The organism is Streptomyces globisporus, assembly GCF_003501885.1.
Taxonomy (GTDB): Bacteria; Actinomycetota; Actinomycetes; order Streptomycetales; family Streptomycetaceae; genus Streptomyces; species Streptomyces globisporus_D.
This window is the reverse complement of the sequence record NZ_QWFA01000228.1, coordinates 1-15,065: the sequence shown is the minus strand read 5'-3', so window position 1 is coordinate 15,065 and position 15,065 is coordinate 1. Positions and strand designations below refer to the sequence as shown.

The 15,065-nt window shown below is 72.7% G+C and carries 10 protein-coding genes and 1 pseudogene; 5 read left to right on the top strand and 6 right to left on the bottom strand.

From position 1 onward, the window contains the following. Positions 1–75: 75 nt before the first annotated feature. The 4 genes from D3105_RS29955 to D3105_RS29940 form a co-directional block, all read right to left on the bottom strand. Entirely contained in the window at positions 76–450 is a 375-nt protein-coding gene (locus D3105_RS29955; RefSeq protein ID WP_003959706.1) for an RNA polymerase-binding protein RbpA, read from the bottom strand. Between the two features lie 265 nt (positions 451–715). Then, entirely contained in the window at positions 716–2,089 is a 1,374-nt protein-coding gene (locus D3105_RS29950; protein WP_118906054.1) for an MFS transporter, read from the bottom strand. A gap of 46 nt (positions 2,090–2,135) precedes the next feature. Then, on the bottom strand, positions 2,136–2,897 hold the full coding sequence (locus tag D3105_RS29945; protein WP_118906053.1) for a glycerophosphodiester phosphodiesterase: 762 nt from the start codon (positions 2,895–2,897) through the stop codon (positions 2,136–2,138). Next, positions 2,894–3,613 (bottom strand): YczE/YyaS/YitT family protein, encoded by a 720-nt coding sequence (locus tag D3105_RS29940; RefSeq protein WP_118906052.1) that lies wholly within the window; start codon positions 3,611–3,613, stop codon positions 2,894–2,896. Before D3105_RS29940 ends, D3105_RS29945 begins: the two co-directional genes overlap by 4 nt. 102 nt (positions 3,614–3,715) lie before the next feature. On the opposite strand from D3105_RS29940, the gene D3105_RS29935 reads away from it, so the two are divergent. Then, positions 3,716–5,215, top strand: a complete 1,500-nt coding sequence (locus D3105_RS29935; protein WP_118906051.1) for a PLP-dependent aminotransferase family protein — start codon at positions 3,716–3,718, stop codon at positions 5,213–5,215. 79 nt (positions 5,216–5,294) lie between these two features. Here D3105_RS29935 and D3105_RS29930 read toward each other — a convergent pair. Then, positions 5,295–6,999: pseudogene (locus D3105_RS29930) on the bottom strand (hypothetical protein). Positions 7,000–7,036: 37 nt separating this feature from the next. Further along, a complete protein-coding gene (locus D3105_RS29925; protein WP_006123109.1) occupies positions 7,037–7,231 on the bottom strand; it encodes a hypothetical protein in 195 nt (64 codons plus the stop codon). A 330-nt stretch (positions 7,232–7,561) separates the two neighbouring features. On the opposite strand from D3105_RS29925, the gene D3105_RS29920 reads away from it, so the two are divergent. From D3105_RS29920 to D3105_RS29900, 4 genes are all read left to right on the top strand, one after another. Then, a complete protein-coding gene (locus D3105_RS29920; protein WP_118906050.1) occupies positions 7,562–7,954 on the top strand; it encodes an ankyrin repeat domain-containing protein in 393 nt (130 codons plus the stop codon). Between the two features lie 289 nt (positions 7,955–8,243). Then, positions 8,244–9,662 (top strand): HEAT repeat domain-containing protein, encoded by a 1,419-nt coding sequence (locus D3105_RS29910; RefSeq protein ID WP_118906049.1) that lies wholly within the window; start codon positions 8,244–8,246, stop codon positions 9,660–9,662. A 134-nt stretch (positions 9,663–9,796) separates the two neighbouring features. Then, positions 9,797–13,426 carry a hydantoinase B/oxoprolinase family protein gene (locus D3105_RS29905; protein ID WP_118906048.1) on the top strand — a complete coding sequence of 1,210 codons (3,630 nt, stop codon included), beginning with the start codon at positions 9,797–9,799 and terminating at the stop codon, positions 13,424–13,426. Positions 13,427–13,498: 72 nt separating this feature from the next. Then, positions 13,499–15,028, top strand: coding sequence for a hypothetical protein (locus D3105_RS29900; protein WP_118906047.1), 1,530 nt, complete (start codon positions 13,499–13,501; stop codon positions 15,026–15,028). The last annotated feature ends 37 nt before the right edge of the window (positions 15,029–15,065 follow it).

The following is a 15,065-nucleotide window of genomic DNA, read 5'->3' as shown; positions in this document are numbered from 1 at the left end:
GCCGCGGGCCGTGACACATGTTCTGTGTCACGGCCCGCGGCTCTTGGTGCTGTGCTGCTGTGCGGTGGTACGCGGTCAGGCAGACTTCCTGCTGTCCCGCGGGTGCACGGCGATGTTCATGGCTCCGGAACGGAGAACCGCCAGCCTCTCGGCCAGCACCTCTTCCAGCTCCTCGCGGGTGCGCCGCTCCATGAGCATGTCCCAGTGCGTGCGCGCCGGCTTGCCCTTCTTCTCTTCGGGGCCGTCCCCGTCCACCAGGAGTGCCTGGGCGCCGCACGCCTTGCACTCCCACTCCGGCGGAATCTCTGCCTCTACCGAGAACGGCATCTCAAATCGATGTCCGTTCTGGCATGCGTACTCCACCGCCTGGCGCGGGGCCAGATCGATGCCGCGGTCCGTCTCGTAGCTGGTAACCACAAGTCGCGTGCCGCGGAGAGCTCGCTCACTCATGAATCGTGCCTCCCGGGCTTGTCGCCCACAGGACAAAATGTCGCTGTCGTCGTCATCCGGTCAACGTCCGGTCGGCGGTAAAGATTCCCGTTGCGGGTCATACGTCGCCCGTCGTGCCGCTGCTTTATCTGGGTTGAGTACCCGCCCATGCCCGGTTTGTCACCTCTGGTGGATGTTGTCACTCAACGGTTGAGCCGTTTCCACTGGCAGTAACGGTCCTCCGGGCAGGCCAAAGACGTATACTACCGGCCTTTGACTTCAACGTCTAAATCCGTTCCGGCACGGGGTTGCCCGCGGCCTCCACCGCACGCCTCACCGGGACCCGCGCGAGCAGCACGGCGCCGAGGGCGAAGAAGGCCACCAGCGAGATGATCGCGTCCCGGTAGCTGCCGGTCAGCTGGTACGCCAGACCGAACACCAGGGGCCCCAGCCAGCTCAGTCCGCGGTCGCTCATCTCGTACGCGGAGAAGTACTCCGCCTCCTTGCCGCGCGGCACCAGATGCGAGAACAGCGACCGGGACAGGGCCTGGCTGCCGCCCAGCACCAGACCGATCGCCGCCGCCAGGACGAAGAAGAACACCGGCGCGTCGGCCGGCAGCAGATAGGCGGAGAGCAGGATCAGGGTCCACACGATCAGCGACCCCAGAATCGTGCGCTTCGCGCCGTACGTCCGGGCGAGCCGCCCCATGCCGAGCGCCCCCGCCACCGCCAGGATCTGCACGAGCAGCACCGCGACGATCAGCGTCGTCTGGTCCAGGCCCAGCTCCTCGGAGCCGTACAGCGAGGCCTGTGAGATCACCGTCTGGATCCCGTCGTTGTAGACGAGGTAGGCCAGCAGGAACGAGAGTGTGAGCGGGTGGCGCCGCATGTCGCGCAGGGTGGCCCGCAGCTGCTTCCAGCCGGAGCCGACCGCCCCCTCCCCGTCCGGCCTCACCCGCCGGTCGCGCAGCCGGCGCAGCGGTACGAGGGTGAACGCGCCCCACCACACACCGGCCGAGGCCAGACAGATCCGCACCGCGTCGGACTCCGCGAGTCCGACGGAGTCGTGACCGGTGTACAGGATCAGGTTGAGGACCAGGACGAGGGCCCCCGAGGTGTAGCCGAAGGCCCAGCCGCGCGAGGAGACCGCGTCGCGCTCCTCCGGCTCGGAGATCTGCGGCAGATAGGCGTTGTACAGGACCATCGACACGGAGATCGACGCGTTCGCCACGATCAGCAGGAACGCGCCCAGTAGATAGCGCTGGCCGTCCAGGAAGAACATTCCGGCCGTCGCCGCCGCCCCCGTGTACGCGGCCGCCGCCAGCAGCGGCTTCTTGCGCCCCGTACGGTCCGCCGCCGCGCCCACGATCGGCATCAGGATCACGGCCACCACGATGGACGCCGAGACGGAGTACGCGAACAGCGATCCCGCGCGCACGGGTATGCCCAGCGGGTGCACGAAACCGTCCGGGTCCGCCGCGGCCCTGGCGACCGACGTCAGATACGGACCGAGGAAGACGGTCAGCACGCTGGTGGAGTAGACGGAGCACGCGAAGTCGTAGAAGTACCAGCCCTGCTGCTCGCGCTTGCGGGCGGCGGCCGTCGTGCCGTCCGGCGGCTGCCCCGACGGACCGGCCTTTCCTGCTGTCCCCGTGCTCATCCCGCGTCCCCTCGCTCGTCCCCGGTGGACGTGGACGGACCGGGCGTCAGGACCAGGCCCCCCGCTCGCTCAGCACCGTACGCAGCGTCTCGATGTGATCGGTCATGATGCCATCCACCCCGAGGTCCAGGAGTGCCGCCATCCGCTCCGGTTCGTTCACCGTCCAGACGTGCACCTGGAGCCCCAGCGCGTGCGCGGTGCGGACGAAGCGGGCGTCCACCACCGGGGCGGGACCCTGTCGCTCGGGGACCTGGGCGCAGACCGCGCCCGTCCGCAGGGGCGCCGGGATCCCGTACGAGCGCAGGCGCAGCGCCAGGACGCCCCGCACCCCGTACGACGTGGCCAGCCGGGGACCCGCCAGGCGCTGTGCGCGGGCCACCCGCGCCTCCGAGAACGAGCCGACACAGATCCGGTCCCAGGCATCGGTCCGGCGGATCAGGCCGAGCAGCGGCTCCAGCGCCGATTCGGCCTTCAGGTCCACGTTCCAGCGGGCCTCGGGGAACTCCTCCAGCAGCTCCTCGAAGAGCGGGAGCGGTTCGCCGCCCCCGACCCGGGCCCGGCTCACCTCGCTCCAGGGCAGCTCGGCGATGCGGCCCCGGGCGTCGGTGACCCGGTCCAGCGTCGCGTCGTGGAAGGCGACCAGCCGGCCGTCCGCCGTGGTGTGGACATCGGTCTCGAAGTAGCGGTAGCCCGCGTCCGACGCCCGGCGGAAGGCGGTCACGGTGTTCTCCACGCCGTCCGCCGCCCCGCCGCGATGGGCGAAGGCGATCGGCGTCGGGTGGTCCAGGTAGGGGTGGCTCGGCTTCACTGCGGCAGTATGGCCTGCCCGGACGTCGGAGCGGCAACGGGCCCGGAACCGGCCGCCGGCGCGGGGGTGGACGGCTCGCTCGAGGCGACGACGACACCCGGGCCGGAAGCCTCGGGGAGCGCGAACAGTCGCAGGAACAGCTGGGCCAGCGGGCCGATGGCCAGCGCGTACAGCACCGTGCCCGCCCCCAGCGAACCGCCCAGCAGGAAGCCGGTCACCACCACCGCCACCTCGATCGCCGTCCGGACCAGCCGGATCGACCGGCCGGTGATCTGGTTCAGCCCGGTCATCAGGCCGTCCCGGGGGCCGGGGCCGAACCGGGCCGCGATGTACAGCCCGGTCGCCACGCCGTTGAGGACGATGCCGAGCACCATCACCGGGATGCGGACGCCGAGCGCGTCCAGGTCGCCGACGACCGCGAGCGTCCCGTCCATCGCCAGCCCGACCACGAAGACGTTCGAGACGGTGCCGAGCCCCGGCCGCTGGCGCAGCGGGATCCACAGCAGCAGCACCACCGCCCCCACGATGATCGACACCACGCCGATCGAGATCCCGGTCAGCTCCGCGAGGCCCTGGTGCAGCACACCCCACGGCTCCAGACCCAGCCCCGCGCGCACCAGGAGCGCGGAACTCGCCCCGTACAGCGCCAGACCCACGTACAGCTGGACCAGCCGCCGGGTGAGACGAGTGGTGCTCCGGTCGGTGGTCCTGGCCACGTTGTGCCCCCTGATGTAGTGGTGGTGGACTGCTTCGTGTCACTCTGTGGCAGGGGATCGGCCACCAACTATGGCCAATTCGAGGAAGGTGGACTGATTTCGATGGCGCAGTGGACATCGACGGTGGGAGCGGCCCAGCTCGCCCGGCAGCTCCGGTCGCAACAGGCCCGGCCCACCGGACCGGGCGGCCGCAAGCCGCCCGCGTACCGCGCGCTCGCCGACGGCGTACGGCTGCTCGTCCTGGAAGGCCGCGTTCCGGTCGCCGCCCGGCTTCCCGCCGAACGCGAACTGGCCCTCGCCCTTTCGGTGAGCCGCACGACCGTCGCAGCCGCCTACGAGGCCCTGCGCGCCGAAGGCTTTCTGGAGTCCCGGCGCGGCGCCGGCAGCTGGACCGCCGTCCCGGCCGGCAATCCGCTGCCCGCCCGCGGCCTCGAACCGCTGCCGCCGGAGTCGCTCGGCTCGATGATCGACCTGGGCTGCGCGGCCCTGCCCGCGCCCGAGCCCTGGCTGACCCGGGCGGTGCAGGGGGCGCTGGAGGAGCTGCCGCCGTACGCCCACACGCACGGCGACTACCCGGCCGGGCTGCCCGCCCTGCGTCAGATGATCGCCGACCGCTACACCGCCCTCGGCATCCCGACCATGCCCGAACAGATCATGGTCACCACCGGCGCGATGGGCGCCATCGACGCGATCTGTCACCTCTTCGCGGGCCGCGGCGAACGCATCGCGGTCGAGTCCCCCAGTTACGCCAACATCCTCCAGCTGATGCGCGAGACGGGCGCCCGCCTCGTCCCGGTCGCGATGGAGGAGGGGCTCGGCGGCTGGGACATGAACCGCTGGCGCCAGGTGCTGCGGGACGCCGCACCCCGGCTCGCCTATGTGGTCGCCGACTTCCACAACCCCACCGGCGCGCTCGCCGACGAGCAGCAGCGCCGCGACCTGGTGGAGGCGGCCCGGTCCGCCGGAACGGTCCTGATCGTCGACGAGACCATGAACGAACTCCGCCTGGACGCCGGCATCGACATGCCGCGCCGGGTCTGCGCCTTCGACCCGGCCGGCAGCACGGTCCTGACCGTCGGATCGGCCAGCAAGGCCTTCTGGGCCGGTATGCGCATCGGCTGGGTGCGCGCGGCCCCGGACGTCATCCGCAGCCTGGTCGCCGCCCGCGCCTACGCCGACATGGGCACGCCCGTCCTGGAACAGCTCGCCATCAACTGGCTCATGGGCACCGGCGGCTGGGAACAGGCCGTCGAGGTCCGGCGGAGCCAGGCGCGGGAGAACCGGGACGCCCTGGTCACGGCGGTGCGCCGGGAGCTGCCGGACTGGGAGTTCACCGTGCCGCGCGGCGGACTGACGCTCTGGGTGCGCACCGGAGGCATCTCCGGGTCACGGCTGGCCGTGGCGGGCGAACGCGTCGGCGTCCGCGTGCCGTCGGGCCCCCGCTTCGGGGTCGACGGGGCCTTCGAGGGGTACGTACGGCTGCCGTTCACGGTGAGCGGGCCGGTCGCCGACGAGGCGGCCGTACGCCTGGCCGCGGCGGTGGACCTGGTGCGCTCCGGGGCGGGCGCGGGGGCCGACACCCCGCGCTCCTTCGTGGCCTGAGGGCCGGCACGACAGCGGCGGGCGGGGAGCGGGCCATCAGGCCCGCTCCCCGCCCGCCGTGCTCTTCGCGTGCGCCGGATCAGCTTTCGGCGCCCGCCGGCTGCGCCTTCGCCAGCGGCTCGGACGGCCGGGCCTCGGCCACCATCGTCTCCACCGGAACGGCCGCCGTTTCCGCGGCCACGGGCACCGGTGCCGTCGCCGGGCCCTCGTCGGCGGGCTCCGGCACGGGCGCCGCCTCCACCGGCTCGCCCCGGCCGGGCAGCAGGTCGAGCACCGCCTGCCGGTGCGCGTCGCTCGTGGCGTCGTCGTACGGGTCAGGGGTGGCGGGCACCTGGAGCCGCAGGACCGGGCCCGCGCCGAGCCGGACGTAGCCGCGGCCCGCGGGGACCTCTGGCGGGGGCGTGGTGTGCGGTCCGGTGCCCAGGACGGCCTCGATCTGCTCGGGGGAGGCCGGGCCGAGGACGGCGCGGGCGCGGGTGTGGGTCCGGACGGCCTCCGAAAGGGTGTCCAGCGCGTCGAACTGCTCGGCCAGCACGACGGTGACCTGGGCCGCCCGGCCGTGCCGCAGCGGGATCCGGAGGAGCTCCTGCGGGTCGGGCCTGCCGTCGGCCGCCGCGAGATGGCCGAGGACACCGGGGCGGTCGAGCAGGATCCACAGCGGGCGGCGGATGTCGTCCGGCGCCGTGCGGCCGCTCTGGCGGGCCAGGTTGGCGGTGATCAGCCGGCGCTCCGTCTCGTGCGCCGCCCACTCCAGGGTGGCCAGCGCCCCGCCGACGCCCGACTCCACGGCGAGGACGCCGTCACGGCCGGTGAGGGCGGCGTACTCACCGGTGCCGCTGCCGTCGACGATGATCACGTCACCGTTCTGGAGGGCCTGCAGGGCGATCGAGCGGATCAGGGTCGTGGTGCCGCCGCCGGGGTGTCCGACGGCCAGCAGATGCGGTTCGGTGGAGCGGCCGCCGGTCCGCCAGACGACCGGCGAGGCGTCCACCGTGGTGTCGCCGTCGCGCACGGGGACTCCACCGACCGGGTGTCGCCTCGCGCACGGGGACGGTGCGCGAGACGGAGTCCGGGTCGGTGAAGCCGAGGACCGTCTCGCCGGGGGCGGCGACGAAGCGCTGGGCGGCGATCGTCGTGGGGAGCGCGTCCAGCACGGTCAGGACGAGGCGATTGGCCTCCTCGTCCCAGCCGAAGTGGTACTCGCGGCCCCGGCCGGACTTGGTGTGCAGCAGCTGCTCGATCCGGGAGCGGGCGGCGGCGTCGCCGTCCATGAAGTACGCGGGGTAGGAGATCCGGAGGCGGGTGAGCCGTCCGTCCTGGTCGAAGGCGTACTGGTCGAAGGCCTTCGTCCAGTCGCCGCCGTGGGCGAACAGCGGATCGGGGTCGTCGGCCGTGGAGAAGTACGGCACGAGCGCCTCGTACAGCGACCGCAGGCGCGCGGTCTCCGACTCGTCGGGCCCGGTCCGTACGGGGGTCCGCTCCCGCCCCTTCCACGCGGCAGCACCCATCACCGTGATGAGGGCCAGGATCGGCCCGTACGGGACGAGTGCCACCACCAGGACGCAGGCCGCGCCGAGGAACAGCTTGGGACCACGCCGTTCCTTGGGGGTGGCGACCCACTTCTGCCGGCCGGACACGGCCAGCAGCCGCAGTCCGCGGACCACCGTGATCAGCGGATGGAGGACATCGGTGGCACTGTCGGCGGCCGTGCGCGCGATCTCTCTGCTGCGAGTGATCGAAGCGCTGCCGCTGCTCAGAATGCGGGGGAGTGGTCGCCGGGCCACGTCGGTCTCCTGAAGGGGTGGGAGCGGTTGCGGAGCGTCAGAACTTGATCCCGCCCAGCAGGCCGGCGAGGCTCGCCCCGCCCGCTGTGATGCTCGGTGCGATGGCGGTGCCGGCCAGGTAGAAGCCGAACAGGGCGCAGACGATGGCGTGGGAGGCCTTGAGCCCGTCCTTCTTGAAGAACAGGAAGACGATGATGGCGAGCAGTACCACGCCCGAGATGGAAAGGATCATGAGCGGTTCTCTCCTGGTTGAAGGGGACAGTCACCATGAGTCCTTCCAGGATCACGGGAAGTATCTATACGACAAAAGGTGCAATCGAGTGAATATCCTGCGCTTTCACTTGACTGGCTCACAGAAGTCGGCCCTCAGGGAGCGGCATCACCCGGTCCGTGCCGGGCAGGATCAGCCGCGGTGATCCCTTGCCGCATCCGGGCCGGGTCATGTCGGCCCGGGAGCAGTACCCTGTCGATTCACTCGTACGGCCCCCCTCGCCGTACTCCCCACCAGGTCAACCGCGGCGGTGAGCAGCCGCGGCAGCAGTCAAGGAAGGCGGTCCGTCCGATGAGCGAAACCCCCGATCCCGAGGTGGTCGAGCTGGCGACCAAGGTCTTCGACCTGGCCCGCACCGGCGACACCGAGGCCCTCACGGCGTACGTCGAGGCCGGAGTCCCCGCCAACCTCACCAACGACCGGGGCGACACGCTGCTCATGCTCGCCGCCTACCACGGGCACGCCGCCACGGTCGCCGCCCTCGTCGCCCGCGACGCCGACCCGGACCGGGCCAACGACCGGGGCCAGACCCCGCTGGCCGGAGCCGTCTTCAAGGGCGAGGACGCCGTCGTCGACGCCCTGCTCGCCGCCGGCGCCGACCCGGCCGCCGGAACTCCGTCCGCGCTGGACACGGCCCGGATGTTCGGCAAGTCCGACCTGCTGGAACGCTTCGGTGCGCGGTGAGACGCCGGCGGGGGCGCCGCTGGGCGCGTCCGCCGTGGGCTTCGCTGACCGGTCCGTCGTAAATGTGGTCGCGGTGGCGAAATGGCTGGGTCATCATGACGTCGCGGGCCCGCTCAGGGCCACCGACGAGAGGCAGAGGAAGATGCTCTACACCAGGCGAAAGACGGCGGTCGGCCGATCATGTCACTGCGCGGCGTAACGGTGTCCCCCGGACACCCCCACGTGCCGAGAGGCACGGGGCACTGCACAGTCCCGGTTGCGTCGACAGCTTGATGTGAGGCTTTCTCCCATGTTCGATCCGTTCATAGCGCCGAGCGGCACCCTGCTCGGTCTGCTGCAGAGGGGCCGCGGCGACGGCACGCTCCACGCGCTCGCCGCACCGCGCCCCGAGGCCCTCGCGGCCCTCAACCACTGCGTCGTGAGCGACCCCCGCCACGACTGGCAGGTGGAGAACCGCTCCCTCTACTACGCGCGCCTCTACCTCGACCTCGACGGCGGTATCGAGGAGATCGAGCGGCACCTCGCCGATCCCGACGACCACATCGATACCGACGACTCCCGCACCGGTCTGGCGCTCTCCGTCCTCGGCCACCTCGCCTCCTACGGACGCGACGACGCCCTGGCCCTGCTCCGCCGCTACGCGGCGACCGGCGCCAACTGGGCCTGGGCCCTGGACGAGCTGGCCCTGCGCGACGACGATGCCGGCCTGCGCTCCCTCGCGCTGCCCGTCCTCGCCCGTTTCCCGGCCACCGACGAGGGCGCGACCGACCTCGCCGCCGCCGTACGCGACTCCTTCGAGCCACGCCCCTGGCGCCTGTGGGCCGACGACCCGCGCGAAACGGTCGGCGCCCGCGTCCGGGCCGCCGGCGAACAGGGCTCGTTCGACCGATGGCAGCGCCAGATGCGCCCCGGGGGTCCCCGCCCCGGCTGGAGCGTCCAGGCCGTCTTCGACTGGGCCCAGCAGGCCCTGGAACGCGGCAGCGAACTGCACGTCCCCGCAGCCCGCTGCCTCACCGCCGTCGCCGGACCCGACGACCTTCCCCAGATCGTCGAGGCCGCCCGCAGCGGCCCCGAAGGCGCCCGCTGCGCCGCCCTGCACTACCTCGCGGAGGCCGGCGAACCCGTCGTCCTCGACCTCATCGAGGCCGCCGCCGTCAGCCCCTCCCGCACCGTCGCCCACACGGCCATCGCCGCCTTCGAGCGGATGACCGGCGACGCCGCCGTCGAGCGGGCCAGGCGCTGGGCCCACCGCCCCGACGCACTCGGCGCCTCCGCCGCCGGAGTGCTCGCCTGCCGAGGCACCGCCCAGGACGCTCCCCAAGTTCTCGGCGCGCTCCGGGAGGCCGTACGCGGCGACGGCCCCGACGCCCCCCGGCTGTGGACCCTCGTCGACGGAGCCGGCCGCCTCGGCATCGCCTGCGCCGCACCCGTCCTGCGCCACGTCTACCGCGAGACGTCCTCCTCGCACCTGCGGGGCAGGGCCGCCCGCGCCCTGGCCGCCACCGACCCGTCCTTCGCGACCGGATTCGCGGTGGAGTGCCTCTGGGACTGCGAGGAGACCACCCGCGAGGTGGCCGCCCTGCACGCCGAGACCGGCGACATCCGCGTCGCCGAACGCCTGCGCCGCCTCGCCGCCGACCCGGCCGAGGAAGCCGAGGTCCAGACGGCGGTACGCAGCCGGATCGGGCCGGACGCGTCGGCCGTCTGAGGCGTTGCGGCCTGGCGTCGCCTGTCTGAGCCGGATCGGCCGGCCGCCGGCCGCCGGCCGCCTTTCGTGCCCGTGGGCGGGAGGCCCGCAGACTTCTTCCTGCGGCCTCCCGCCCGCGGGCACAGAATGGCGCCATGACCGGACGCTGGGAGTTCTGGATCGACCGGGGCGGCACCTTCACCGACATCGTGGGCCGCCGCCCCGACGGCCGGCTGATCACCCGCAAACTCCTCTCCCACGACCCCGGCCGCTACGACGACGCGGCCGTCGCCGGAATCCGGCTGCTCCTCGGCCTGGACCCCGGCGAACCGGTGCCCGCCGACCGGGTCGCCGCCGTCCGGATGGGCACCACCGTCGCCACCAACGCCCTGCTGGAGCGGCGGGGCGAACCGACCGTCCTGCTGATCACCGAGGGCTTCCGGGACGCGCTGCGGGTCGCCTACCAGAACCGGCCGCGCCTCTTCGACCGGCACATCGTCCTGCCTGAATCCGTCCACGAGCGCGTGATCGAGGTCCCCGAACGCATCGACGCCCACGGCCGCACCGTACGACCCCTGGAGCTCGCCCCCGTACGCGAACAGTTGCGCGCCGCCCACGCCGAGGGCCTGCGCAGCGCCGCCGTCGTCCTGATGCACGGCTACCGCCACCCCGCCCACGAACGGGCCGTCGCCGAGGCGGCCCGGGAGGCGGGCTTCACCCAGGTCAGCAGCTCCCACGAGGTCAGCCCGCTGATCAGGCTCGTCCCCCGCGGCGACACCACGGTCGTCGACGCCTACCTCTCACCCGTCCTCGGCCGGTACGTCGACGAGGTCGCCGCCCGCCTCGACGGGATCCGGCTGATGTTCCTCCAGTCCAACGGGGGCCTGCGCGAAGCCGCCCGCTTCCGCGGCAAGGACGCCGTCCTCTCCGGACCGGCCGGAGGCGTCGTCGGCATGGTCCGCACCTCGCAGCAGGCCGGCCACGACCGGGTCATCGGCTTCGACATGGGCGGCACCTCCACCGACGTGTCGCACTACGCCGGGGAGTTCGAACGCGAGCTGGGTACCCAGGTCGCCGGGGTCCGCATGCGCGCCCCGATGATGAGCATCCACACCGTAGCGGCCGGCGGCGGCTCCGTCCTGCACTTCGACGGCAGCCGCTACCGCGTCGGCCCCGACTCGGCCGGCGCCGACCCCGGCCCCGCCTGCTACCGCCGGGGCGGCCCCCTCACCGTCACCGACGCCAACGTGATGCTCGGCCGCGTCCAGCCCGCCCACTTCCCGGCGGTCTTCGGCGCGGACGGTGACCTTGCGCTCGACGCCGACCACGTACGCGAGCGGTTCACCGAACTCGCCGACGAGGTGGGGCGCGCCACCGGACGGCGGCCGGACGAGGCCGGGGTGGCGGCGGGCTTCCTGGAGATCGCGGTGCTCAACATGGCCAACGCCGTCAAGAAGATCTCGGTGCAGCGTGGCCACGACGTCACCCGCTACGCCCTCACCGGCTTCGGCGGCGCGGGCGGCCAGCATGTCTGCGCGGTCGCCGACGCGCTGGGCATCGACACCGTCCTCGTACCCCCGCTCGCCGGGGTGCTCTCCGCGTACGGCATCGGCCTGGCCGACGCGACCGCGATGCGCGAGCAGTCGGTGGAGGAACAGCTCGACGCGGCCTGCCGGGAGCGGGTGGAGCGGCTCTGCGCCGAGCTGGCCGACCGTACCCGCGAGGCCCTGCGCGCCGACGGAGTGCCCGACTCCGCGATCACCACCCGGGCCCGGGTCCTGCTGCGGTACGCGGGGACGGACGCGGCGCTGCCGGTGGACCTGGACACGGAGGCCGCCATGGCCGAGGCCTTCGCGGCCGCCCACCGGGCCCGGTTCGGCTTCACGATGGACAAGCCCGTCGTCGTCGAGACGGTCTCGGTGGAAGCCACCGGGGCGACCGGGGCCACGGACACCACGGGGACCGCCGACGCGGCCGACGGCACCGAGCCCGTCACCGACTCCCGCCCCCACGACGCCCCGTCACGCCCGGCCGACACCGTGGACCTGTACGCCGACGGGCGGTGGCAGCGCGCCCCGCTCCACCGGCGGGCGGATCTGCACGTCGGCGCCACCGTCACCGGGCCCGCGATCGTCGCCGAGGACGACGCCACCACCGTCGTCGACCCCGGCTGGCAGGCCGAAGCGGCCCCCACCGGACATCTCGTCCTCACCCGCAGCAGCCCCCGCTCCGAACGCACCGCCGTCGGCACCCGGGTGGACCCCGTGCTGCTGGAGGTCTTCAACAGCCTCTTCATGTCCATCGCCGAGCAGATGGGCGTCCGCCTGGAGAACACCGCCCACTCCGTCAACATCAAGGAACGCCTCGACTTCTCCTGCGCCCTGTTCGACGCCGAGGGCAATCTGATCGCCAACGCCCCGCACATCCCGGTCCATCTCGGCTCCATGGGGGAGTCCATCAAGGAGGTGCTCCGGCGCAACGAGGGCGTCCTGCGCCCCGGCGACGTGTACGCCGTCAACGACCCGTACCACGGTGGCACCCACCTGCCCGACGTCACTGTGGTGACCCCCGTCTTCGACGAGGGGAAGCTCCGGTTCCTGGTCGCCTCGCGCGGCCACCACGCCGAGATCGGCGGCATCACCCCCGGCTCCATGCCCGCCTTCAGCCGGACGATCCACGAGGAGGGCGTCCTCTTCGACAACTGGCTGCTCGTCCGCGACGGCCGGCTGCGCGAGGAGGAGACCCGCGACCTGCTCGCCTCCGCCCCGTACCCCTCCCGCTCCCCGGACACCAACCTCGCCGACCTGCGCGCCCAGATCGCCGCCAACGAGAAGGGCATCGCCGAACTGCGACGGATGACCGACCAGTTCGGGGCCGACGTCGTGGACGCCTACATGGGCCACGTGCAGGACAACGCCGAGGAGTCCGTACGCCGTATCGTCGCCGGACTCCACGACGGCCACTGCCGCTACGAGACCGACGGCGGGGCCGTGATCCAGGTCCGCCTCACCGTGGACCGGGACGCCCGCAGCGCCCACCTCGACTTCACCGGAACCTCCCCCCAGCAGCCCGGCAACGCCAACGCACCCCGCTCCGTCGTCATGGCCGCAGTCCTCTACGTCTTCCGCACCCTCGTCGGAGCGGACATCCCGCTCAACAGCGGCTGCCTGAAACCCCTGGACGTGACCATTCCGCCCGGCTCGATGCTCGACCCCAGCTATCCGGCGGCGACCGTCGCGGGCAACGTGGAGACCTCCCAGGCGGTCACCGGAGCCCTGTACGGGGCGATCGGCGGCCAGGCCGAGGGCTCGGGGACCATGAACAACCTCACCTTCGGCAACGACCACGTCCAGTACTACGAGACGATCGCCAGCGGCTCAGGAGCGGGGGACGGCTTCGACGGCGCCGACGCCGTACAGACCCATATGACCAACTCCCGGCTCACCGACCCCGAGATCCTGGAGTGGCGGCTGCCGGTCCGCCTGGAGTCCTTCGCCGTACGCGAGGACGGCGGGGGAGCGGGCCGGTGGCACGGCGGCCACGGCGTCGAGCGCCGCATCCGCTTCCTGGAACCCGTCACCATCGCCCTCCTCTCCGGACACCGCCGCGTCCCGCCGTACGGAGCGGGCGGCGGGGAGCCGGGAGCGCTCGGGGAGCAGCACATCGAGCGGGCCGGGGGCGAAACGGTCCCGCTGGAGGGCTGCGACACCGCCGAACTGGAGGCCGGGGACGTGCTCGTGGTGCGCACACCGGGCGGCGGGGGATACGGGCCCGCAGGGTCGTAGCCTCCCCGCACGGGACCGGTCGCATAAACGCCGTTTCGACCGTTGTCAGTGCGAGGACCTAATCTGTCCCACGTGACTTCGCCTGCCAACACGGACACCGCTGCGCCGCAGCTCAGCGCGGGGCCGCGGCCTGCCCCGGGGCCCGCCGCCGACGAGGGGCTCTCGCGGCGGCTGCGCGCCCTCGCGTGCACGGCGCCGCTGCACGACCTGGACGTCCGCAAGGCGAATCTGGCCGGCGAGTACACGGTGTACGCCATGGCGGAGGTCGCCCTCGCCGCTATCGACCACGTCACGCTCAACATGGACTTCGACACCGGGGCCGACCACGACCAGATAGTGGCCAGGCTGCTGCCCCGCGTCGCCGCCCAGGCCCCCGGCCGCCCCGTTGCCGAGCACGAACGGGTCGCCCGCTGGGTCCTGGAGAACCTGATCAACGTCGGCAGCGTCGACCGTGGCTTCCGCGCGGTCTACGGCACCTTCAACACCGACGGGGTCTACGTCCGCCGCGACTACGACTTCAAGCTCATCGAAGAGGTCCCCGGCTACGGCGGCACGGTCTACCTCCGCGCCACCGACGAAGCGGTCAACGTCCTCGTCGGCGCGCTGGACACCGATGTCACCAGTGCCCAGATCGCCGCCGAGGTCAAGCTGGAGGTCCTCATCAGCCGGGGCCGCCTCGCCGACGCCCAGCTCGCCGCCGAACAGGCCCGCTACCGCACCGTGCAGTACGCGGAGACCCTGCGCCGCACCCTGGAGGCCACCCGGCGCAACGTCCGCGCCGTCGACTGGCTCCACACCGTCCCGGACATGATCGCCGAGGCCCTCGACCACGTGGCCGACCGCTACCGCCACGAGAACGCGATCCTCACCAACATCCGCAAGGCCCGCGACGAGGCCGAGGACCCCGAGCACAAGCGCCGGGCCGCCGAGCTCGTCGACATCGTCAAGGACTGCATCCGTCGCCACACCCAGCTCCAGTCCCGGCTGCTGGAAGCGGGCCCCCTCTTCCGCGCCGAGCAGGACCGCCAGGCCTTCGCACCGCCCGCCCCCCACGCGGGCCTCGATCTGTACGGGCAGCTCCTCGCCCCCCTCCTCCCGCTCCCCGTCGAGCAGTCCACCCGGGCCACCGACGCCTTCTTCGCCCACGGCACCGGACTGCGCACCCCCACCTCCGTACGGGTCGGGGACCTGGTCGACCTGCTGCTCACCCCGCCGCTGGAGCGCGAGCACCTGGGCGCGGAGATGCCCGAGCCCGATCTGATCGCCACTCCCGACGACAGCCGGTTCAGCGAGGAGCAGCTCGCCCGCGCCATGACCCTGCTCGACCTGGAGCACGACGCCCCGCGCCGCCTCTCCGGACTCCTCGCCGATGCCCGCCGCACCGGTGACACCGACCTGCCGTACCTGGTCGCCCTGCTCGCCGTACACGCCGCCAGCCCGCCCGTCGGCACCGCCTACCGGCAGGGCGAGCAGCGCCTGCTGTTCGCCGTGGACGACGGTGCGGAGCTGGACGACCCGGAGTTCGGCGGCGCCGACCTCATCGTGGGCACCGCGCTGCTGGACGCCGTCGGGATGGCCGCCGACCGCCAGGAGGCCTCGTGACCGGCCCCGCCCTCCCCGCGACCTCCGCCGCCTCTCC

Excerpts from the sequence above, each read along its gene's own strand:
- D3105_RS29925 (WP_006123109.1), bottom strand. The coding sequence starts at position 7,231 with ATGATCCTTTCCATCTCGGGCGTGGTACTGCTCGCCATCATCGTCTTC.
- D3105_RS29910 (WP_118906049.1), top strand. The coding sequence starts at position 8,244 with ATGTTCGATCCGTTCATAGCGCCGAGCGGCACCCTGCTCGGTCTGCTG.
- D3105_RS29935 (WP_118906051.1), top strand. The coding sequence starts at position 3,716 with ATGGCGCAGTGGACATCGACGGTGGGAGCGGCCCAGCTCGCCCGGCAG.
- D3105_RS29955 (WP_003959706.1), bottom strand. The coding sequence starts at position 450 with ATGAGTGAGCGAGCTCTCCGCGGCACGCGACTTGTGGTTACCAGCTAC.
- D3105_RS29905 (WP_118906048.1), top strand. The coding sequence starts at position 9,797 with ATGACCGGACGCTGGGAGTTCTGGATCGACCGGGGCGGCACCTTCACC.
- D3105_RS29950 (WP_118906054.1), bottom strand. The coding sequence starts at position 2,089 with ATGAGCACGGGGACAGCAGGAAAGGCCGGTCCGTCGGGGCAGCCGCCG.
- D3105_RS29920 (WP_118906050.1), top strand. The coding sequence starts at position 7,562 with ATGAGCGAAACCCCCGATCCCGAGGTGGTCGAGCTGGCGACCAAGGTC.